This window comes from Microtetraspora sp. NBRC 13810 (assembly GCF_030268685.1).
In the GTDB taxonomy this organism is placed as follows: domain Bacteria; phylum Actinomycetota; class Actinomycetes; order Streptosporangiales; family Streptosporangiaceae; genus BSRQ01.
Genome location: NZ_BSRQ01000028.1, coordinates 78622 through 98801, shown reverse-complemented (window position 1 = coordinate 98801; position 20180 = coordinate 78622). Strand labels below are relative to the sequence as shown.

The 20180-nt window shown below is 69.2% G+C and carries 18 protein-coding genes; 9 read left to right on the top strand and 9 right to left on the bottom strand.

Annotated features, from left to right (window positions below):
• Positions 1 to 25: 25 nt before the first annotated feature.
• The 5 genes from QSK26_RS37625 to dnaA all read right to left on the bottom strand — a co-directional run bounded on the left by QSK26_RS37625 (position 26) and on the right by dnaA (position 6490).
• On the bottom strand, positions 26 to 550 hold the full coding sequence (locus QSK26_RS37625) for a DciA family protein (protein ID WP_352244474.1): 525 nt from the start codon (positions 548 to 550) through the stop codon (positions 26 to 28).
• Positions 540 to 1772, bottom strand: coding sequence for a DNA replication/repair protein RecF (gene recF / locus QSK26_RS37620; RefSeq protein ID WP_285780120.1), 1233 nt, complete (start codon positions 1770 to 1772; stop codon positions 540 to 542). The genes QSK26_RS37625 and recF overlap by 11 nt, the downstream gene beginning before the upstream one ends.
• 83 nt (positions 1773 to 1855) lie before the next feature.
• Positions 1856 to 2818 (bottom strand): phosphogluconate dehydrogenase (NAD(+)-dependent, decarboxylating), encoded by a 963-nt coding sequence (gene gnd, locus QSK26_RS37615; RefSeq protein WP_285780151.1) that lies wholly within the window; start codon positions 2816 to 2818, stop codon positions 1856 to 1858.
• Between the two features lie 84 nt (positions 2819 to 2902).
• Positions 2903 to 4039 carry a DNA polymerase III subunit beta gene (gene dnaN / locus QSK26_RS37610; protein WP_285780119.1) on the bottom strand — a complete coding sequence of 379 codons (1137 nt, stop codon included), beginning with the start codon at positions 4037 to 4039 and terminating at the stop codon, positions 2903 to 2905.
• A gap of 564 nt (positions 4040 to 4603) precedes the next feature.
• A complete protein-coding gene (gene dnaA, locus QSK26_RS37605; protein ID WP_285780118.1) occupies positions 4604 to 6490 on the bottom strand; it encodes a chromosomal replication initiator protein DnaA in 1887 nt (628 codons plus the stop codon).
• Between the two features lie 518 nt (positions 6491 to 7008).
• On the opposite strand from dnaA, the gene rpmH reads away from it, so the two are divergent.
• The 8 genes from rpmH to QSK26_RS37565 all read left to right on the top strand — a co-directional run bounded on the left by rpmH (position 7009) and on the right by QSK26_RS37565 (position 12883).
• Positions 7009 to 7146: a 50S ribosomal protein L34 gene (gene rpmH, locus QSK26_RS37600; protein WP_130345073.1), complete on the top strand. Its 138-nt coding sequence runs from the start codon at positions 7009 to 7011 to the stop codon at positions 7144 to 7146.
• 129 nt (positions 7147 to 7275) lie between these two features.
• Positions 7276 to 7656, top strand: coding sequence for a ribonuclease P protein component (rnpA, locus tag QSK26_RS37595; RefSeq protein ID WP_285780117.1), 381 nt, complete (start codon positions 7276 to 7278; stop codon positions 7654 to 7656).
• Positions 7657 to 7738: 82 nt separating this feature from the next.
• Positions 7739 to 8020: a membrane protein insertion efficiency factor YidD gene (gene yidD / locus QSK26_RS37590; protein WP_285780150.1), complete on the top strand. Its 282-nt coding sequence runs from the start codon at positions 7739 to 7741 to the stop codon at positions 8018 to 8020.
• A 4-nt stretch (positions 8021 to 8024) separates the two neighbouring features.
• Positions 8025 to 8984 (top strand): membrane protein insertase YidC, encoded by a 960-nt coding sequence (yidC, locus tag QSK26_RS37585; protein WP_285780116.1) that lies wholly within the window; start codon positions 8025 to 8027, stop codon positions 8982 to 8984.
• A gap of 48 nt (positions 8985 to 9032) precedes the next feature.
• Positions 9033 to 9527: a Jag family protein gene (locus QSK26_RS37580; protein WP_285780115.1), complete on the top strand. Its 495-nt coding sequence runs from the start codon at positions 9033 to 9035 to the stop codon at positions 9525 to 9527.
• Positions 9528 to 9859: 332 nt separating this feature from the next.
• On the top strand, positions 9860 to 10546 hold the full coding sequence (rsmG, locus tag QSK26_RS37575) for a 16S rRNA (guanine(527)-N(7))-methyltransferase RsmG (protein ID WP_285780114.1): 687 nt from the start codon (positions 9860 to 9862) through the stop codon (positions 10544 to 10546).
• 404 nt (positions 10547 to 10950) lie between these two features.
• The gene (locus QSK26_RS37570) at positions 10951 to 11775 is read left to right on the top strand and encodes a ParA family protein (RefSeq protein WP_285780149.1); all 825 of its coding nucleotides are present in this window, start codon (positions 10951 to 10953) and stop codon (positions 11773 to 11775) included.
• Between the two features lie 109 nt (positions 11776 to 11884).
• Positions 11885 to 12883: a ParB/RepB/Spo0J family partition protein gene (locus QSK26_RS37565; protein WP_285780113.1), complete on the top strand. Its 999-nt coding sequence runs from the start codon at positions 11885 to 11887 to the stop codon at positions 12881 to 12883.
• A 1118-nt stretch (positions 12884 to 14001) separates the two neighbouring features.
• Here QSK26_RS37565 and QSK26_RS37560 read toward each other — a convergent pair.
• The 3 genes from QSK26_RS37560 to QSK26_RS37550 form a co-directional block, all read right to left on the bottom strand.
• Positions 14002 to 15051 (bottom strand): threonine aldolase family protein, encoded by a 1050-nt coding sequence (locus QSK26_RS37560; RefSeq protein WP_285780112.1) that lies wholly within the window; start codon positions 15049 to 15051, stop codon positions 14002 to 14004.
• A gap of 1386 nt (positions 15052 to 16437) precedes the next feature.
• On the bottom strand, positions 16438 to 17388 hold the full coding sequence (locus tag QSK26_RS37555) for a D-alanine--D-alanine ligase family protein (RefSeq protein ID WP_285780111.1): 951 nt from the start codon (positions 17386 to 17388) through the stop codon (positions 16438 to 16440).
• A 70-nt stretch (positions 17389 to 17458) separates the two neighbouring features.
• Complete coding sequence (locus tag QSK26_RS37550; protein ID WP_285780148.1) at positions 17459 to 18691, bottom strand: aminotransferase-like domain-containing protein; 1233 nt, start codon at positions 18689 to 18691, stop codon at positions 17459 to 17461.
• A 288-nt stretch (positions 18692 to 18979) separates the two neighbouring features.
• On the opposite strand from QSK26_RS37550, the gene QSK26_RS37545 reads away from it, so the two are divergent.
• Positions 18980 to 19597, top strand: a complete 618-nt coding sequence (locus tag QSK26_RS37545) for a GNAT family N-acetyltransferase (RefSeq protein WP_285780110.1) — start codon at positions 18980 to 18982, stop codon at positions 19595 to 19597.
• Positions 19598 to 19851: 254 nt separating this feature from the next.
• Here the strand turns inward: QSK26_RS37545 and trxA are convergent, their stop codons facing one another.
• A complete protein-coding gene (gene trxA / locus QSK26_RS37540; RefSeq protein ID WP_285780109.1) occupies positions 19852 to 20175 on the bottom strand; it encodes a thioredoxin in 324 nt (107 codons plus the stop codon).
• Positions 20176 to 20180: the final 5 nt, after the last annotated feature.

Genomic DNA, 20180 nt, shown 5'->3' with positions numbered 1-20180 from the left:
TCACGGTCGCCCCAGGGCCTCCGCGTCAGCCGTACGTGTCACGAGGACCACGGCTGCCGGGCACCCGCAGGCCGCCCGGACGCGGCCCGTTCTGCGGTCCGCGGACCTTCACCCGCTGCACGACGCCGTCGCCGAGCTCCTCGTTCAACCGCCTGACCAGGGTGCCGGCGAGCAGGCGCACCTGGGTGGCCCAGGCCGTGGAATCGGCCTGGATGAGCACTTCGCCCTCGTCGAAGGTCTCCGGCCTGGTGTGCGCGGCCAGGTCGGGGCCGACGATCTGGGACCAGCGGCCGAACACTCCGCCCACCGCGATCTCCCGCTCCCAGCCGCGCTCGGCGAGCAGGTCGCGGATCGCGCGGCCGAAAAGCTGCGGGTCGCCGGCGTCGCGGCGCTGGCCCGCCGCCCTGCGGCGCGGCTCCCTGCGGGGGAGCTGGCCGCGCCTGGCCGCGTCCGCCTTGGCCTGGGCGAGCTTCTCCCGCGCCATCGCCGCGCCGCGCGCCGCGGCGTTCTCCCCGGGCCCCTGCGCGGGACCGGACGGCTCAGCCGACACGGGTCACGCTCCCCTCGGCGACGTCGAACCTGCCCCCGGCCAGCTCGGCCGGCACGTCCTCGGGCACGGCCGCGGTGATCAGCACCTGCTCCGCGGGCGCGACGATCTCGGCGAGTCTGCGGCGGCGGGCGGTGTCCAGCTCGGCGAAGACGTCGTCGAGGATCAGCACGGGGTCGCCGCCGTCGGCGCGGAGCAGGTCGTAGGCGGCCAGCCGGAGCGCGAGCGCGAACGACCACGACTCGCCGTGGCTGGCGTAACCGCGGGCGGGCAGCTCGCCGAGGCCGAGGAACAGGTCGTCGCGGTGCGGGCCGACCAGGGTGACGCCGCGCTCCAGCTCGGCGTCGCGCATCTCCAGCAGGCGCGCGCGCAGCCGCTCGGCGAGGACCTCGCGATCCGTCACCAGGGTTTTCCACAGATCGGGACCGTCTGTGGATGAAGCTGGGGGTGAATCCGCGGGTGAATCGTCCGCGGGCAGCGTGCCGCGGTAGGACAGCTCGACCACGTCGGACGCGGGGGCGAGCGTCGCGTACGCCCGCGCGGTCAGCGGGCGGAGCGCCTCCACCAGCTCCAGCCGGGCGCCGAGCAACTCCGCGCCGTGCCGGGCGAGCTGCGCGTCCCAGACCTCCAGCGTGCTCAGCAGGTCGCCGGCGCCCGCCGCGGCGAATCCCGCCTCCCGCTCGGCCCGCCGGCCGCCTCCGCGCCCTCTGCGGGCCGCGGAGGCGGTACGCAGCAGGGCGCCACGCTGCTTGAGCACGCGGTCGTAGTCGGCGCGGACCCCGGCGAACCTCGGCGCGCGGGCCACCAGCAGATCGTCGAGGAACCGCCGCCGCTCGGACGGGTCGCCCTTGACCAGGGCGAGGTCCTCGGGGGCGAAGAGCACCGTGCGCAGCAGGCCGAGCACGTCGCGCGGGCGGGGGACGGGGGAGCGGTTGAGGCGGGCGCGGTTGGCCCGGCCCGGGTTGAGCTCCAGCTCGACCAGCGCCCTGCGGTCGTCCCTGACCACGGCGACCCGGACGATCGCCCGGCCCGCGCCGTGGCGGACCAGGGGCGCGTCGTTCGCCACCCGGTGACTGCTGAGCGTCGCCGCGTAACCCAGCGCTTCGACCAGGTTGGTCTTGCCCTGCCCGTTGGGCCCGACAAAGGCCGTGACGCCCGGCTCCAAGCCGAGCTCCACGGCCTCGTAGGACCGGAAGTCGGTCAGCGACAGGTGGGCGACATGCACCCAGAGAGGTTACCGAGCCACAGGGCCCACCGTCGTCACACCGGTGTCACCGGGTATGCCGCGCCCCTGTGGACACCGGCGCGCTACTTCGGCGGGACGACGTCGGCCCCGGGAGCGTCGGCGCCCTTGGCCTGCGAACCCTCGTTGGCGGTGACGGCGTGGCCGCCGAACTGGTTGCGCAGCGCCGCGACGACCTTCATCGCCGGCGAGTCGGGCTGCCGGGAGGCGAACCGGGCATAGAGCGCGGCGGTGATCACCGGCAGCGGCACGGAGTGGTCCACCGCGGCCTGCACGGTCCACCGGCCCTCTCCGGAGTCCTGTGCGTAACCACGGAGGTCCGACAGGTCGGGGTCCTCCTCCAGCGCCCGGACCAGGAGGTCGAGCAGCCAGGAGCGAATCACGGTGCCGTGCCGCCAGGAGCGGAAGGCGCCGGGCACGTCGGTGACGATGTCGGTCGCCTCAAGCAGCTCCCAGCCCTCGGCGAAGGCCTGCATCATGCCGTACTCGATGCCGTTGTGGACCATCTTGGCGAAGTGGCCGGCGCCGATCTTGCCGGCGTGCACGAAACCGTCGGGGCCCTCCGGCTTGAGCGTGTCCAGGATCGGCGAGATCCGCGAGATGAGCTCGGCGTCGCCGCCGGCCATCAGGGCGTAGCCGTTCTCCAGGCCCCAGACGCCGCCGCTGACACCGACGTCGACGAAGCCGACGCCCCTGGCCGCCAGCTCGGCGCCGTGCTTCTGGTCGTCCACATAGTGTGAATTGCCGCCGTCGATGACGATGTCGCCCTCGGACAGCAGCTCGCCGAGCTGCCCGACGACCGTGTGGGTCGGCTCGCCCGCGGGGACCATCACCCACACCACGCGGGGGGCCTCCAGCGCGGCCACCAGCCCCTGCAGATCGCCGACGTCGCTGACCTTCGGATCGCGGTCGTAGCCCACGACGTCATGCCCGCCGCGGCGCAGGCGCTCAGCCATGTTGCCGCCCATCTTGCCGAGCCCGACCATGCCGATCTGCATGGGTGCACCCCTTTTCCCAGGTCTGGTGATGTCACGAGGCGACCCGCATACCCCGGCTCGGTGTGTCGAACCCGCCTGTTCAGGGCCGTACGGCGCGGCCCGCGGGAATCCTACTCACCCGGACAGGCGGATCGGCATGATGAGGTACCTGTAGTCCGGAATCGTCTCGTTATCCACAGGTTTGCCACCGGTGAGGATGGCCGGCTTGGTGGACGTGGTGAACTGCAGGCGCGCGACGTCGGAGTCGATCGCGCCGAGCCCCTCCAGCAGAAACTGGTGGTTGAAGGCGATGTTGATCTCGTCGCCGTCGAAGTCCACCGGCAGCACCTCGACCGCCTGGGCCTCGTCGCCGCTGCCCGCCTCAAGCACGACCTCGTCGCCGCGGAAGGCCAGCCGGACCGGCGTGTTGCGCTCGGCGACCAGGGCCACGCGCTTGACCGCCTCGACGAAGGCGCCGGTGCCGAGCTCGGCGCGCGCGGAGAACTCCGTGGGCAGCAGCGAGCGGTATTTCGGGAACTCCGGGTCGAGGAGCCTGGTCGTGGTCCGCCTGCCGCCGCTGAGGAAGCCGATCATGCCTTCGCCGGTGCCGCCGGTGGAGCTGAGCGCGATCTCCACCTCGGCGCCGGTGGTCAGCGACTTGACCGTGTCGGCGAGGGTCTTGCCGGGGATCATCGCGATCGCCGAGATGTCGACCTGGTCGGGCTGCCACTTCAGCTCGCGCACGGCCAGCCGGTAGCGGTCGGTGGCGGCGAGGGTCACCGTGTCACCCTCGATCTCCATCCGCACCCCGGTGAGCATCGGGAGCGTGTTGTCCTTGCCTGCGGCGACCGCGACCTGGCCGACGGCGGAGGCGAAGACGTCGCTGCCGACCCGGCCGGCGGCCGGCGGCATCGCGGGCAGCGAGGGGTAGTCCTCCACCGGCATGGTCAGCAGGGTGAACCGCGCGCTGCCACAGGTGACGACGGCCTTGGCGCCCTCCACCACCAGATCCACAGGCTGTGCGGGCAGCGCCCTGGTGATCTCGGCGAGGAGCCGGCCCGACACGAGGACCACGCCGGGCTCTCCCGTCTGCAGCTCAAGGGTCACCTCGGCGGACACCTCGTAGTCGAAGCCCGACAGCTTCAACTGGGTGTCCTCGGTGACCTCCAGCCGCATGCCGGCGAGCACCGGCACGGACGGACGCGCCGGAAGGCTGCGTGCCGTCCATGCGACCGCCTCTGCGAGCACGTCTCGGTCGACCCGGAACATCACGTGGATTCGCCTCCTGTGTGGCTCGGCTCTCGTCGAGTCCAAGTGTTCACCCTCCCGCGCTCAGGCAGGGAGGGAACCCTTCTATGGGTTTTGAGTTTCTTAGAGAGAGAAATAGGAAGTCATCTTCATAGGTGCGGTGGATACTGTGGATGACGATCGTTTCCCCAGCTCAGAGGGCATTTTCTCATCCACCGGAGGTGTGGGGGAAGCCTGGGGGAAACCCGTTCGGCTGGGGACGACGGAGCTTTGCACACAGGCCGTCCCCAGATGAGGGGTGCTCTGTCCACCGGTTGTCCACGAGGTTTCCACCGGTTGTCCACGGGGTACGTGTCCGGTTTGCGGACCCGAAGATAACGACTGCACAGGGCGTCCCCAGGTTATCCACGAGTAGTCCCCAACCTGTCCCCAGGATGTCCCCAGACTTTTCCCCAGGCTCTGATCGGCGTCGTCCGCGCCCAAGACGATCTTCATGCGGCCGGAGCGCCCCGATGCCCCGCCGTCAGCGGTCTTCCACCGCTGATCCACAGTGTTATCCACAGGCTGTGCATGATGTGAGGGGCAGGGTCACACGTTGCGTGACTGCTGCTTGATGCGGCCCGTCAGCTCGTTGACCTGGTTGTAGATGGAGCGTCGCTCCGCCATGAGCGAGCGGATCTTACGGTCGGCGTGCATGACCGTGGTGTGGTCGCGCCCGCCGAACTGCTGGCCGATCTTGGGCAGGGACATGTCGGTCAGCTCGCGGCACAGGTACATCGCGATCTGCCGGGCGGTCACCAGCACCCTGGACCGGGAGCCGCCGCACAGGTCGTCGATGGAGATCCCGAAGTAGGCGGCGGTCTGCGCCATGATCGCGGCGACCGTGATCTCCGGGCCGGAGTCCTCGGTGATCAGATCCTTCAGCACGACCTCGGCGAGCTGGAGATCGACGCCCTGCCGGTTGAGGCTCGCGAACGCGGTGACCCGGATCAGCGCGCCCTCCAGCTCCCGGATGTTGGTGGAGATCCGGCTCGCGATGTACTCCAGCACGTCACCGGGCGCGGCCAGGCCCTCCTGGATCGCCTTTTTACGCAGGATCGCGATGCGGGTCTCCAGCTCGGGCGGCTGCACGTCGGTGATCAGACCCCACTCGAACCGGTTGCGCAACCGGTCCTCCAGGGTGACGAGCTGCTTGGGCGCCCGGTCGCTCGAGATGACGATCTGCTTGTTGGCGTTGTGCAGGGTGTTGAAGGTGTGGAAGAACTCCTCCTGGGTCTGCTCTTTCCCCTCCAGGAACTGGATGTCGTCCACCAGCAGGATGTCCACAGCCCGGTAGCGGCTGCGGAAACTGTCGGCCTTGTGGTCGCGGATCGAGTTGATGAAGTCGTTGGTGAACTCCTCGGAGCTCACGTATCTCACCCGCGCGCCGTCATAGAGGCTCTGCGCGTAGTGGCCGATCGCGTGCAGCAGGTGCGTCTTGCCGAGACCCGAGTCGCCGTAGATGAACAACGGGTTGTACGCCTTGGCCGGCGCCTCGGCGACCGCGACCGCCGCGGCGTGCGCGAAGCGGTTGCTGGACCCGATGACGAAGGTCTCGAAGGTGTATTTCGGGTTCAGCCGGGCGGGCTCGCCGGGCTTCGTCCGCGCGGTCTCGCCGGGGCGGGGGCCACGGCCGTCCCACCGGTTCTGCGGCGGCGCGGCCTGCGGCGGACGCTCCTGGTCGGCCTCGCCGCGCGGCTGCTCACCGAAGTGCGTGTCGCCGCCGCCGTAGCGGCCGCCCGCCTCGAACGCGTGCTGTTTCGGGGGAGCCTCGCCGTAGGCGGGCTGGTCGGTGAACGGCACGTCGCCGTAGGACTGCTGCCGGGCGTCGCCGTACGGCTGGCCGTAGGCGCGGCCGCGGGCCGGATCGCCCTGCTGGGCGTCGGCCTGGGGGAGATAGGGCTGGGCCGGGTCGTCCGGGCCGTAGTGGAAGGGGTACTGACCCGAACGCTGTGGAGGACCGGGCTGTACCTGTGGTTGTTGCTGTGGATAATCGGTGGACAACGGAGGATGACCAGAGCCCTGTGGATAGCCCTGCTGCCCCGCCGGCCCCTGCCTGTGCTGGGGGGAAGGGGGCTGTGCATAGTCCGGCTGCGGGCTCCTCACCTGGGGATAACCCTGCTGCGGAGGCTGAGGATAGACCTCGGTGCGCGCCCCCTTGTCCTCAAGCCCGGCGGCCAGCGGGTCCACCATGACGGCCACCTGCATGGGGTGACCGAACTCCTGGGACAGCGCGTGCGCGATCAGCGGCCGGATCTTGCTTTCCAGCACGTCCTTGGCGAAGTCGTTGGGGGCGGCGAGGACCACGGTGTTGGCGTTGACCAAGCCGAGGGGGCGGGTCATGGCGAGCCAGGCCCGCTGCTGCGCGGGAACACTGCCATCAAGGAAACTCTCCAGCGCGCGGTTCCACACAGCGCCGAGGTCTACACCCTCCATGTCCGGCTCCCCTCCTTCCTGCCGCGGCCCCCCGCGATCTCTATCCACACCGGCGGCCTGCCACTGCCGGGCGGCGGCGCCGGATTGCCCCTCGTATCCACAACCTGGCGTCCGCGTGTTCTCCACCGGAGATCCACAGGGAATCCACAACGTGTGCACAGCCCACGTGGTCGGTCACGGGCGCATTGGCCCAATGGAGAGAAGGTCCGAAGGGCCGACAGTAGCCTTGTGCACACCTGTGTTCAAGACGTTGTCCACAGCCTAGTGGCAGCGCGGGGGAGGCTGGGTGCACATACTGTGGATGGAGAGACAGGGGTGGAAAACCGCCTGTGGATTGGTGGATAACCTGATCCGCTCGTGTCTCCGGTTTGACCTCGGGCGTGCCGGCGCGTAGCGTACGACAGTCGGCTTGTGGCGTGACGGCTATTTCGCATGCCCTTGCGGAAGCCGGCACGCCAGCCCTGTGTATCAAGCGCCCCATGTGCTGGGGACGCTTCATTGAAGCCTGGAGCCCACTCGTGAGCAAGCGTACTTTCCAGCCGAACAACCGTCGCCGCGCGAAGACCCACGGCTTCCGGCTGCGCATGCGCACCCGGGCCGGTCGCGCCATCCTGGCCGCCCGTCGCCGTAAGGGCCGCGCGAGCCTGTCGGCCTGACGCCCCGGCCAGCGGTCCGGGAGAGCGCGTCGCCCGCAGGCCGTCGAAACCCGGCCGCCCGACGGCGGCCGGGCCGACTGCCGTCGGGCGGCGGACTCGCCCGCCCGCGGCTCTCCGAGAGGTCCATCTGTGTTGCCGCCCGGGTCCCGTATGCGGCAAGGCGACGAGTTCGCCGCCGCGATCCGACGGGGGAGTCGTGCCGGCCGTCCCACCTTGGTCGTGCACCTTACGGTGCGCGATGACGTGGACGCGCCGCCATTGGTAGGTTTTGTAGTAAGCCGTGCCGTGGGTGGGGCAGTTGTCCGAAACCAGGTGAAGCGTCGGTTGCGACACCTGATGCGAGACCGGCTGCATAGCCTCCCGCGGGGTAGCCTGCTGGTGGTACGCGCCAATCCACCGGCTGCGTCCGCGCGAAACGAGCGCCTTGCCGCCGAACTCGACGTCGCGCTGGATCGTTTACTCAGGCGGCGTGGGCCTGAACCGCAGGCCCGGACGGATGGACGAGTATGACGGAGCAGTCGAGCCGGGCGCGACACGACACATCGTGCCACGCAGCACGCTCGCGCGGTCGCCACGTGTCCCGGACACGATCATGAGTACGCCGCAGCAGGCCGCCGGGCCCGGCCCGGCCGCCCGGCTACTGATGGCGCCGATCCGGTTCTATCGCGCTTTCTTGGGGCCGCTGCTCGGTCCCCGTTGCCGTTTCCACCCCTCGTGCAGTGCTTACGGCCTGGAGGCGATCGCCGTCCACGGTGCGCTGCGCGGATCATGGCTGACGATCCGGCGAATCGGGCGTTGCCACCCCTTCCACCCAGGAGGATTCGACCCCGTGCCTCCCCGCCCGATCCGACCTCACGAAAAGCAAGGGAGCTAGCTCCGTGGAGCTGTCCTGGCTGAATTGGCTCTACACGGCCGTCGCGCACGTCATCATCTGGATCCACGAGGGCTACAGCTACGTCCTGCCCCGGGACAGCGGCCTCACCTGGGCGCTGACCATCATCACGCTGACCGTGCTGATGCGTCTGCTGATCTTCCCCCTGTTCCTGAAGCAGATGCGTTCCTCGCGCAAGATGCAGGAGCTGGCACCGAAGATCCAAGAGCTGCGCAAGCGTTACAAGAACGACAAGCAGCGGATGAACCAGGAGGTCATGAAGGTCTACCAGGAGGGTGGAGCCAACCCTCTCGGTGGCTGTCTGCCGATTGTGGCGCAGTTCCCGATCTTCATCTCCATGTTCACCGTGCTGAACGCGATGGCCCACGGCCAGCCGCGGTTCGGCATGACGCAGGAGTTCGTCAACAGCGCGCGGGCGGCGCACATCTTCGGCGCCCCCATCCCGGCGACGTTCTGGACCAGCGCCGCGGACATCGAGAAGCTGGGCGCCGAGCCGGTGATGACGAAGATCATCCTGGCCCTGTTCGTCGCGGTCAGCTCGCTGACCACCTTCCTGACCGTCCGGCAGAGCGTGACCCGCTCGATCGCACAGATGCCGGACAACCCCATGGCGCAGCAGCAGAAGATCCTGATGTACATCTCGCCGCTGTTCGCCTTCTTCAGCCTCAACTTCCCCCTGGGTCTGATCCTTTACTGGGTCACTACCAACCTGTGGACCCTGGGTCAGCAACACTGGTTCTACAGTCGCAACCCGATGCCCACCTTCGACGCCAAGGGCAACGTGGTGGAGCCCGAGCCGAAGCCGAGCCTGCTCAGCAAGGTGCGCAAGGCCAAGCCCGAGGAGCAGCCGAAGGACGAGCCGCCGCCGCCTCCGAAGCCGAAGGTCGTACGGCAGCAGCCGACCAGGCAGCCGCGCAGCAAGCGCACGGGTAGCAAGAAGTCGTAGCAGGCCGGGTCCCCGCGACCCGCAGACACCAGGAAGGAGAGGCCGGACGTGACCGAGACCGACCAGGAGACGCCAGCCGCCCCCGATCTCGCGGCGCTCGAACAAGAAGGCGAGATCGCGGCCGACTACATCGAGGGTCTGCTGGACATCGCCGACATCGATGGTGACATCGACATGGACGTCGAAGGCGATCGCGCGGTCGTGTCGGTCGTCGACGTCAAGGGGGGCGACCTCGTCGGCGCCCACGGGGAGACCTTGGAGGCCCTCCAGGAGCTGACACGGCTCGCCGTGCACCGCCAGACGGGGGAGAGGTCCCGCCTGATGCTCGACGTCGCCGGCTTCCGCGAGAAGCGCCGGGCCGAGCTGAGCAAGCTGGGCGCCCGGATCGCCGAGGACGTCAAGCGCAGCGGTGAGCCCAAGCCCCTCCAGCCGATGACGCCGTTCGAGCGCAAGGTCGTGCACGACGCGGTGGCGGCGGCGGGTCTGCGCAGCGAGTCCGAGGGCGAGGAGCCGCACCGCTACGTGGTGGTCCTCCCCGCCTGATCTTCCGCGAGAAACGGTCGCCCGCTGCCCCGGCAGCCGGCGGCCGTTTCCTTTTGGTGCTGTTCCGGCGCCGGCCGCCCGTTCGGCGGCGAGCGTTGGGCTGGAACGATCTAGGCTCATCGTGCCGGCGATGGCGCGGGGCTGGATAGGCTCAGCAGGTCGAGTGCGTGCGGTGGAGCAGTCGGATCGCACCTTGCGCTGGCGCGGGAGAGGGTGGCGCGACACGTGGCCGTCCGCGAAGCGAAGGGAAGTTCGACCAAGTGATCAGCGACCGAGTGGACACGCATGCCGTGCCGGATGACGACGAGGGCGTAGCCGACGGAGTTGGTGTCGTGAACGATGGCGGAGTGCCCGTCCCGCCCGCGATCGCACGTGAGGTGTTCACGGGCGAGGCGTGGGCCCGGGCTGAGGAGTTCGCCGGGTTGCTGGCCGGACCGGCGGTGGTGCGCGGTCTGCTCGGGCCGCGTGAGGTGCCGCGGATCTGGGACCGGCATCTGCTCAACTGTGCCGTGGTGGCGGAGGCGATTCCCCCGGTGGTCAAGCTGGTGGACATCGGCTCCGGGGCCGGCCTCCCGGGTCTCGTGCTTGCGATCGTCCGGCCGGATGTCACGGTGACGCTGCTGGAGCCGCTCCTGCGCAGGACCGTCTTCCTGGAGGAATGCGTCAAGGCGCTTGAGCTCGACAACGTCGAGGTGGTGCGGGGGCGGGCAGAGGAGCTGGCCGGCAAGCGGGTGTTCGACGTGGCGAGCGCACGTGCCGTGGCGCCGCTGGACCGGTTGCTCACCTGGGCGCTGCCGTTGCTGCGCGAGGGAGGGGAGTTACTGGCGATGAAGGGGGAGCGTGCCGCCGCCGAGCTGGAGGAAGCTCGTGAGCAATTGACGGCCGGGGGAGCGCGAACGGCCGAGCTTGTTTCGGTTGGGCGCGGTAAGGTCGAGCCGCCTGCAACTCTCGTCCGGGTGGTCGCCGGTCGTTCTCCCGCACGAGCTCCGCAGGCGTCGCGGCGCAGACGGAAGAGGTGACGGCCTTGCCGGGTACGGCTCGCGGCCTGGGCTGGCCCAACGCGCACATCGTGCCGAGCGCCGGTCGTCCTTCCGGTCTCGGCTGGCCCGATGATGACGGCGGCGAAGGTGTGTCGCTGGTGTCCTCAGGGGACATTGTGCCTAGAGTGCCGTTTGAAGGGCTTGCGCCGACCGTGCCGATAGTGGCTGAATCGACGAGGTCGGTGGCGCCGGTAACGCCCACCGAGCCTTCCGGATCAGCAGGGCCGGCCCCCGGCACGACCGGTGTCGCCGCGCCGGTTGAAAGGACGACGACCGTGACCCAGACCCCCCTTAACCCCGGCGACTCGCCGCTGGTACGAGAGGCACTCAGCTCAGTGGTTTCACGTGAAACATCGGCTACGACTACTACGGCAGCACCCACGCTGGGGGGAGCTCCGCGTGGGGCAGACGGAGAATGGCCGCGTCCGCCCAAGACCCGAATCATCACCGTGGCCAACCAGAAGGGCGGCGTCGGTAAGACGACCACCTCGGTGAACCTCGCGGCTGCGCTGTCCATGCACGGCCAGCGGGTGCTCGTGGTCGACCTCGACCCCCAGGGCAACGCGTCTACCGCACTCGCCATAGAGCATCGTGGCGACGTGCCGGACGTCTATCAGGTGCTCGTGGACGACCTGCCGCTGACGCAGATCGTCAAGGAAGTACCGGATATGCCGGGACTGTACTGCGCGCCGGCCACCATCGACCTGGCCGGCGCCGAGATCGAACTGGTCTCGATGGTCGCCCGGGAGGCCCGGCTCAAGCGCGCGCTCACCGCCTTCGACTCCCTGGAGCTCGACTACATCCTGATCGACTGCCCACCGTCCCTCGGCCTGCTCACCGTGAACGCGCTCGTCGCGGCCGACGAGCTGCTGATCCCCATCCAGTGCGAGTACTACGCGCTGGAAGGTCTCGGCCAGCTCCTGCGGAACGTGGACCTGGTACGGGTGCACCTGAACCAGTCGCTCAACCTGTCCACGATCCTGCTCACCATGTACGACGGCAGGACCCGGCTGGCGTCCCAGGTAGCCGACGAGGTGCGGGCGCATTTCGGGGCAACCGTGCTCAACACCGTCATCCCGCGGAGCGTCCGGGTGTCCGAGGCGCCGAGCTACGGCCAATCCGTGATCACGTACGACCCGGGATCGAGCGGTGCCATGGCCTACAAGGACGCGGCCAGGGAGATCGCCTACCGCGGCGCCGAGGTCTGATCCACAGGTCTTATCCACAGCCGCGCGCTTCGCGGCGTGGGGACGGCTTTCGCGGTTGTAACCTTCGCAGGAACGGCCGGTGGTGGTCGGGTGGATTGAGGGAGATGCAGTGAGTCAGCAGCGGCGCAAATCCGGTCTGGGCAGGGGGCTCGGAGCGCTGATTCCGACCGGTCCCGTCGTGGACGGTCCTGCGGTGATCGTCTCGACCGCCGAGGTCACGCCGGAGCCCGGTGCCGCGCCGGTCGTCATCCCCCCTCAGCTCGTGCCGGTGCCGGCGCCGGTGCCTGGAGCGTATTTCCAGGAGATCCCCATCTCGGCGATCGAGCCGAACCCGCGGCAGCCGCGCCAGGTCTTCGACGGCGACGCGCTGGATGAGCTGGCGGCCTCGATCCGCGAGGTCGGCCTGCTCCAGCCGATCGTGGTGCGCCCCGCGGAGGACGACCGGTACGAGCTCATCATGGGGGAGCGTCGCTGGCGCGCCTCCAAGCTCGCCGGGCTCACCGAGATTCCGGCGATCGTCCGCAGCACGCAGGACGACGACCTGCTCCGCGATGCGCTCATCGAGAACCTCCAGCGCGAACAGCTCAACCCGCTCGAAGAAGGCGCGGCCTACCAGCAGCTCCTGGACGACTTCGGCGCCACCCACGAGCAGCTCGCCCAGCGCATCGGCCGGTCCCGCTCGCACATCACCAACACGCTGCGCCTGCTCAAGCTGCCGCCCGAAGTGCAGGTGCGGGTCGCCGCCGGCATCATCAGCGCCGGCCACGCCCGCGCACTCCTCACCCTGGACGACCCGGCCGCCCAGGAGCGGCTGGCGAGCCGGATCGTCGCCGAAGGTCTCTCCGTCCGCTCCGTCGAGGAAATCGTCGCCCTCGGCGACGCCAAGGCCGCCCCCGCGCCACGTGAGCGCGCCCCCAAGGCCCCCGCCGCCCCCGCCCTGCGCGACCTTGCCGACCGCCTCTCGGACCATTTCGAGACCAAGGTGAAGGTCGATCTCGGCCGCCGCAAGGGCCGCATCGTCGTGGAGTTCGCCACCATCGACGACCTGGAGCGCATCCTCGGCACCATGGCCCCCGAAGCCATCACCACGGTAAACCTCGACGACTGACCCAACCCTCGCTTCCTTTCTGCGAGATCATCGCAGGGCGGCCGAGGCCAACGTCGTCTATCGCGATGACAGTGTGGGTGGTCATCTTGGATCACAAGCCGGCCGCGGTGGGTGCCGTGCTGGTGATCCCGCGCGTGCACAGGGTCGGGCTGGGGGACGCCGACGCGCGGTTGGTGCGGCGATCTGGCGGATGGGATGGCGCGTGTCGATTGTGTTGGGCGCGTCGAGCTGCGCTGTGACTGGGAAGGCTGTCACTAGCCGTCGGGCAGGATGTCCTCCACCTCCACCTGCATGTGGTTCCGTGTTCCCCGGGAGACGGTGTTGTGGTCATCGCTGAATAGAAGAAGCGCTCGCGCGAGGTTCTCGACCATGACGCGGCGCTGATTCGGGAGGCGCTCGTGTGATTGCGGAGACGAACCGCCGGCCTGTCATCGGCGGCGGCTCATTGGCTGCGGCGAGATCCTCTGGGGCATATGGGTTGCCCGCTCACCGGACAGTGGTGGCGATGCCTGCTTCAACGGCCAGGCGGCGGGCGTGCACTGGTAGCCGAGCCTTGCAGGCGTATACGGGGGCTGAGTGTGGGTGAGGCGTCGGGGCGGCAGGGAGAAGGGCGGTGGCACTCCAGCCGCCTCCACCGTCACCTAGCCGCCACAGCGTAGGCCCACTCCGCTGCCTCACCCCAGTCCTCTCGTTGGAACCCCTTCACCTCAGTCACCGTCACCCACACAAACGCCAAAGCTCTTCACTCTTGCCTAGTTGTAGCCCCCTCCCTCGCCTCGCCTCCGAGGCCAGCCTCCGTTTCCAGCCTCCGTGGGATCCCTTCCATAGCCCCCGACCTCTTGTGTGGGGCGGTGGGCTGCGCGCCGCGCCATCCAGAGGTGCCGGGCTCCGGCGGTTGGCGTGATGGTGGGCCGGCTGGGGTGGGGAGCGGTGTGGTGGGGTGGCGTTCGGGTGGGATGTTTCACGTGAAACGAGAGGGGTGGGTTCACGTGATCCGAGCTGGGGGGCGTGGTTTCACGTGAAACCGAGCGGGGGGCGTGGTTTCACGTGAAACCGAGCGGGGGGCGTGGTTTCACGTGAAACCGAGCGGGGGCCGTGGTTTCACGTGAAACCACGTGTTAGGCGTTGAGGACCTTGCGGATGTCGGCGATGAAGTCGTCTACGTGCGCGGGGGTGGTATCGAAGGCGGTCATCCAGCGGACCACGGACTCGGACTTGTCCCAGACGTGGAAGGAGTACATCGACTGGAGGACTGGGATCGCCTCGGGGGGAAGAGTGGCGAAGACGGCGTTTGACTCGACCGGGTAGTGGATGGAGAGGCCGGGGAGATCGCTCACACCGTCTGCCAGGCGGCGGGACATCGCGTTGGCGTGGTCGGCGTTCGCGCGCCAGAGGTCGTCGGTGAGAAGTGCGGTGAGCTGAGCCGAGATGAAACGCATCTTGGAGGCGAGCTGGAGCGACTGCCGGCGTAGCAGCGGGAGGCCCTCAGCGAGCGTGGCGGAAAGGAAGATGACCGCCTCGGCGGCGAGTGCGCCGTTCTTGGTACCGCCGAAGTTCACCACATCTACTCCGGCGTCCGTGGTGAAGTCGCGCAGCGGGCAGCCGAGGAAAGCCGCCGCGTTGGCCAGTCGTGCGCCGTCCATGTGTAGCAAAAGGCCGTGGGCGTGGGCGACGTCGGCGAGGGCCGAGACCTCGTCCGGCGTGTAGCAGGTGCCCAACTCGGTCACTTGGGAGATGGACACAGCGGTGGGTCGCGGCTGGTTCGACCCCTCCAGAGCGTCGAGAACCTTTGTCACATCGCTGGGCACGAGTTTGCCCAGGGGAGTGGACACGGTGAAAAGCTTGACGCCGAGCAGGCGTTCCGCCGCACCGGCCTCACCGGTGGCGATGTGCGCGGTGTCCGGGCAGATGATCGCGTCGAAGGGGCGTCGCAACGTCTGAGCCAGGCCCACCATGTTGGCCCCCGAGCCGTTGAACACAGCGAACCCGGCAGCGCCCTCGCCGAACACCTCCTTCACCTTGGCCTCGAAGTCATGGGTCCAGCGGTCGTCGCCGTACGCCGGAGCGTCACCGGTGTTCGCCGCGCCGATCGCCGCGAGGACCGCCGGGTGCACGCCCGTGTGGTTGTCGCTGGCAAAACTCTTGGGGTAGGGGGATCCGTTCAACACGCCGCCAGGCTACGCCGTACGGCGAACGGCACTGTGGCGAGGTCGGCCGCTGCTTTGAACGACGCGCGTGCATTGGTGGACATTCGCTGTGTCGAGTTGATACCGCTCGCTCCAGCCGTGTCGCCAGGAAGTCGTGCGCGACGACGAGCTCGTGACGCTCTCCGAATCCCAAGCCCAACTCTCGAACCACCTCCCGATTCGCCCGCTGGTCCGCTGAACCAACATTCAAACCGGCCCCCCGTAAAGGCGGCTGAGCCACTTCCGAGGTCGGTGGACGAAGCGGAAATGACTGGGCCGGTTGCAGCGCACGTGGCTCGACTGCCTGCGAGAGAGGCGAGCGGAAAGCTACCTGGGAAGCCACTCCTAGGGTGCTGGAGGACAGAGGGGGACATCTCAAAGGTGGGCAGAAGATCGCTCGCTGCCCAGGGCGGGTGAAGCGGCCCATGATGGATCTCGCGGGGAAAGACATTGCGGTGTCGTTCGCCCAACAGGGCTCGCAGGCGGCAGGGCCTGCGGAGATCAATACCCGCGGAGGATGACGCCCGCAGAGGTCAAAGCCTGCGAGAGTCGGGGCCTACGAGAGTCAGGGCCCGCCAGCGTGAAAGCCTGCGAGCGTCAGGGCCCATGGGCATCAACGTCCGTGGGGGGCAACGCGCGCAGAGGTCGCGGCGACTTGGGTCTCGGCAAGGCGCACCTGCTGCGCGCGATCGGCCACTAGGCAGCGCTGCTGTCACGGCGCAGGGTTGTGGGTGTCAGGGCCGCGGGCACCCATGCTCGCGGTGGACAACGCCCACGGACGTCACGGTCCGCAGGCATCAACAGCGCAGACGTCAGGGGCCGCAGGTAAGTACCGCAGGCCGTCAGAGACCACAGTGGCGTTAAGGGGCCGCGAGGGCAGGCCCCTCAGGGGGTAGCGCCTGTAGCGAACAGGGGGCCGCACGGCCGAAGCTCGCACGGGCCGAAGCGCCGCACAGGCCGAGGCGTCGCGCGGGTCAATGGCGCGCAGGCGAAAGCGCCGCGCGGGCCGAAGCGGTGTGCGGGCCGAAGCGGTGTGCGGGCCGAAGCGCCGCACGGGTGAATGGCGCGCAGGCGAAAGCGCCGCACAGGCCGAGGCGCCGCACGGGTGAATGGCGCGCAGGCGAAAGCGCCGCACAGGCCGAGGCGTCGCGCGGGTCAATGGCGCGGCGAAAGCGCCGCGCGGGCCGAAGCGGCGTGCGGGCCGAAGCGCCACACAGTCAATGGTGCGCGGGCGAAAGCGCCGCACGGGCGAAAGCGTCTCGCGCGGGCCAAAGGGCGCACAGGTCGATGCGCCCGCACGGCCCAAGGGGCCGCACGGGGCAGAGGGCCGCACGGGGCAGAGGGGTGTAGGGAAGGCGGGGGGCGGGGTTAGGGGCGGGTGGCGGCGCGTTCCAGGAGGGTGCGGCAGACGGTGCCGAGGTCTTGGCCGGCGGCTTCGACGGACATGGGGAGGAGGGAGACCTCGGTCATGCCGGGGGCGACGTTCACTTCGAGGAAGTGCGGGAGGCCGTCGGCGTCGACGATGAGGTCGGTGCGGGAGATGTCGCGCAGGCCGAGGGCGGAGTGGGCGGTGACGGCCATGTCGGCGCAGGCGGTGGCGACCTCGGGGGAGAGGCGGGCGGGGGCGAAGAACTCGGTGTGGCCGGCGGTGTAGCGGGCGGCGTAGTCGTAGACGCCCTTGTCGGGCACGATCTCGACGGGCGGCAGCGCCACCGGGCCGTCGCCGAGGTCGACGACGGACACGGCGACCTCGATCCCCTTGACGTAACGCTCGATCAGGGCGGTGTCGCCGTAGGCGAAGCAGCCGACCATGGCGGCGGGCAGTTCTTCGGCGGTGCGCACCATGGAGGCGCCGAGCGCGGAGCCGCCACGGGCCGGCTTGACGAAGAGGGGGAGGCCGAGGCGGGCGACGATGCGGGCCAGCACGGCGGACGCGCCGAGGTCGTGGAACGTCTCCTTGGGCAGCGTCACCGACTCGGGGGTGCGTACGTCGAACGAGCGGACGACCGCCTTGGCGCTGGGCTTGTCGAAGGCGACCCGGCAGGCGTCGGGACCGGCACCCACGTAGGGCACGGACAGCAGCTCCAGCACCGACCGGATCGCACCGTCCTCGCCGGCCCCGCCGTGCAGGGTCACGAAGACGGCGTCGGGCGGGTCGGCGAGCACGGAGGGCACCAGGGACGCGTCGGTGTCGCGGGTCTCCACATCCATCCCCGCCGCCCGTAGGACGTCGCTCACCCGGCGTCCCGAACGCAGGGACACCTCCCGTTCGTATGACAGTCCACCGGCCAGAACCAGTACGTGGCCGAGATCACTCATCGGGAGGGCCCTCTTCTCTCACACTCGTGTACGGCCGGCACCCCTTCCGAGGGCGCCGGCCGTACGGGCGTCAGGCGAGATCGGGACCGGGTGTGTCGACTCCGAAGTGATCGGGTGCCGCACCGGTTCCGAACGTGTCGCGCAGTCTCATCTCCTGCTCGATCACCCCGGCGAGGCGGCGGACGCCTTCCCGGATGCGATCGGGCTGGGGATAACAGTAGGACAGCCTCATGTTCTGAGCACCCTGTGCGTCAGCATAAAAGCCGGTTCCTGGTACGAAAGCGACGCGTTCGGCGACGGCGCGCGGCAGCAGTGCCTTGGAGTCCAGCCCTTCTGGCAGGGTCATCCAGACGAAGAAACCGCCCCTGGGACGGGTCCATGTGCAGCCGGGAGGCATTTGGGCCTCCAGTGCCGTCAGCATGGCCTCGCACCGTTCGCGGTAAAGCTCCTGGAAGGATTTGATCTGCTCCCGCCACGGTTGCGTGGTGAGGTACTGGCCGACGGCGAGCTGGGAGAAGGTGGAGTGCGACAGCACGGCCGACTCCATCGCCAGCACCAGCTTGTCCCGCACGGCGTGCGGCGCCAGCGCCCACCCCACCCGGAACCCGGGCGCGAGCGTCTTGGAGAACGAACCGAGATACACGACCCCCTCGGCGTCGTCGGCGCGCAGCGCCCGCATCGGCTCCCCGTCGAAGCCGAGCAGGCCGTACGGGTTGTCCTCGACGACGAGCACGCCGGCCCGCTGGCAGATCTCCAGCACCTCGCGGCGTCGGTCGGCGGTGAGCGTCACACCGGCGGGGTTCTGGAAGTTGGGGATCGTGTAGAGAAACTTGATCCGCCGGCCGGCACGGGCGAGAGACTCGATGGTCTCGGCCAGCGCCGACGGGATCAGCCCGTCCGCGTCCATCGGCACGTGCACCACGGACGCCTGGTAGGCGGCGAACGTGCCCAGGGCGCCCACGTAGGACGGCCCCTCGGCGAGGACGACGTCTCCGGGGTCGATGAAGATGCGCGTGATCAGGTCGAGCGCCTGCTGCGATCCGACGGTCACGACGACGTCGTCGGCACCCGCCTCGATGCCCTCCAGGCGCATGACCTCGCAGATCTGCTCACGCAGATGCGGGTCGCCCTGGCCTGAGCCGTACTGCAGCGCGACGGGGCCGCGCCGAGCCACCAGGTCGGCGACCAGTTCGCCGACCACGTCGAGGGGGAGCGCCGTGACGTACGGCATGCCGCCGGCGAGCGAGACCACCTCGGGCCTCGACGCGACGGCGAAAAGAGCTCGGACCTCGGAGGCGACCATCCCGGTAGCTCGCGCGGCATACCGATCGACATAGGCGTCGATACGCGACCCGTGGGTCGCGGCAGTCTGACCGTGATCCGTCTCCTTCGCCACGGTCCACCTCCTAGGTATATAGCCCGGAAAACCAGAGTACGTCACGAAATGTGACTACCCTCACTGGGGACGCGCTGGGCGCGTGCGGCGCCGACATGCAGCGTGACGCGTACTTCCCTGGGCTACCATGCCAGACTGGAGACGCCGTATTCGCGCGCTTTCCGCCAAGACTCTCGTCAGGATTGGGGCCAGCAGTTGTCGCGTCGCCTCGCCAACGTCACCCTGGACAACCTTGACGACCTGCCGCGCCGGTGCAGGCGGTGTGTTTTCTGGGAGCTTGATCCGGCCAGTGGCAACCGCGCCGCCGAGGTGGGCGACCCGGGTCTGGAGAAGGAGGCGTGGATCTCGGCGACCCTGCTGGAGTGGGGGAGCTGCGGCAAGATCTCCTACGTGGACGGCGTGCCCGCCGGGTTCGTCCTCTACGCCCCGCCGCTCTACGTGCCGCGCTCCACCGCCTTCCCGACCTCGCCGGTCAGCGCCGACGCCGTGCTGCTGATGACCGCGCACATCATGCCGGAGTTCTCCGGCGGCGGGCTCGGGCGCATGCTGGTGCAGGGCGTGGCCAAGGACCTCACCCGGCGCGGCGTGCGGGCCATCGAGGCGTTCGGCGACCTGAAGTGGGAGCAGCCGGGCTGCGTGCTGCCGGCCGACTATCTGCTCGCGGTCGGCTTCAAGACCGTGCGCCCGCACCTGCGCTTCCCGCGCCTCCGGCTGGAGCTCAAGACGGCGATCTCCTGGCGTGAGGACGTCGAGGTGGCCCTGGAGCGCCTCCTGGGCTCCATGAGCCCGGAGCGGGCCCTCCGGCCCGTCTGAGACGATCTCAGCGGCCCCTGCGGCCCCTGCGGCCCCTGCCGCCCCATGAGCCTCACGACGATCGCGCCGTAAACACTCAGCGCCCTCTCGCCGAAGCTCAGCGCCTCCTCGCCAAAACTCAGCGCCCCCTCGCCGGTGGTGGCGAAGGGGCGCTGTGTTTGGGTGGGTGTGCCGCTCGGAAAAGCGGTGGTACGGCACGCGCCCGTGGGCGCCCGCCGCAGGGGGCCGCATCTTGAGCCCCGTGGGGACGAGCTCTAGATGATGCCCTCGAGCTCGCGAAGCAGCATGGCCTTCGGCTTGGCGCCGATGATCTGCTTGACGACCTCTCCACCCTTATAGACGTTCAGAGTCGGGATCTGGAGTACGCCGTAGTCGCGCGGAACTTCGGGATTCTCGTCGATGTTGAGCTTGACCACGGTCAGCTTGTCGGCCTGCTCCTTGGCGATCTCCTCCAGGATCGGGGCGACCTGGCGGCAGGGGCCGCACCACTCCGCCCAGAAGTCGACGAGGACCGGCTTGTCGCTGGAGAGGACGTCGGCCTGGAAGGACTTGTCCGTGACGCTCTTGATGGTGCCCACGATGG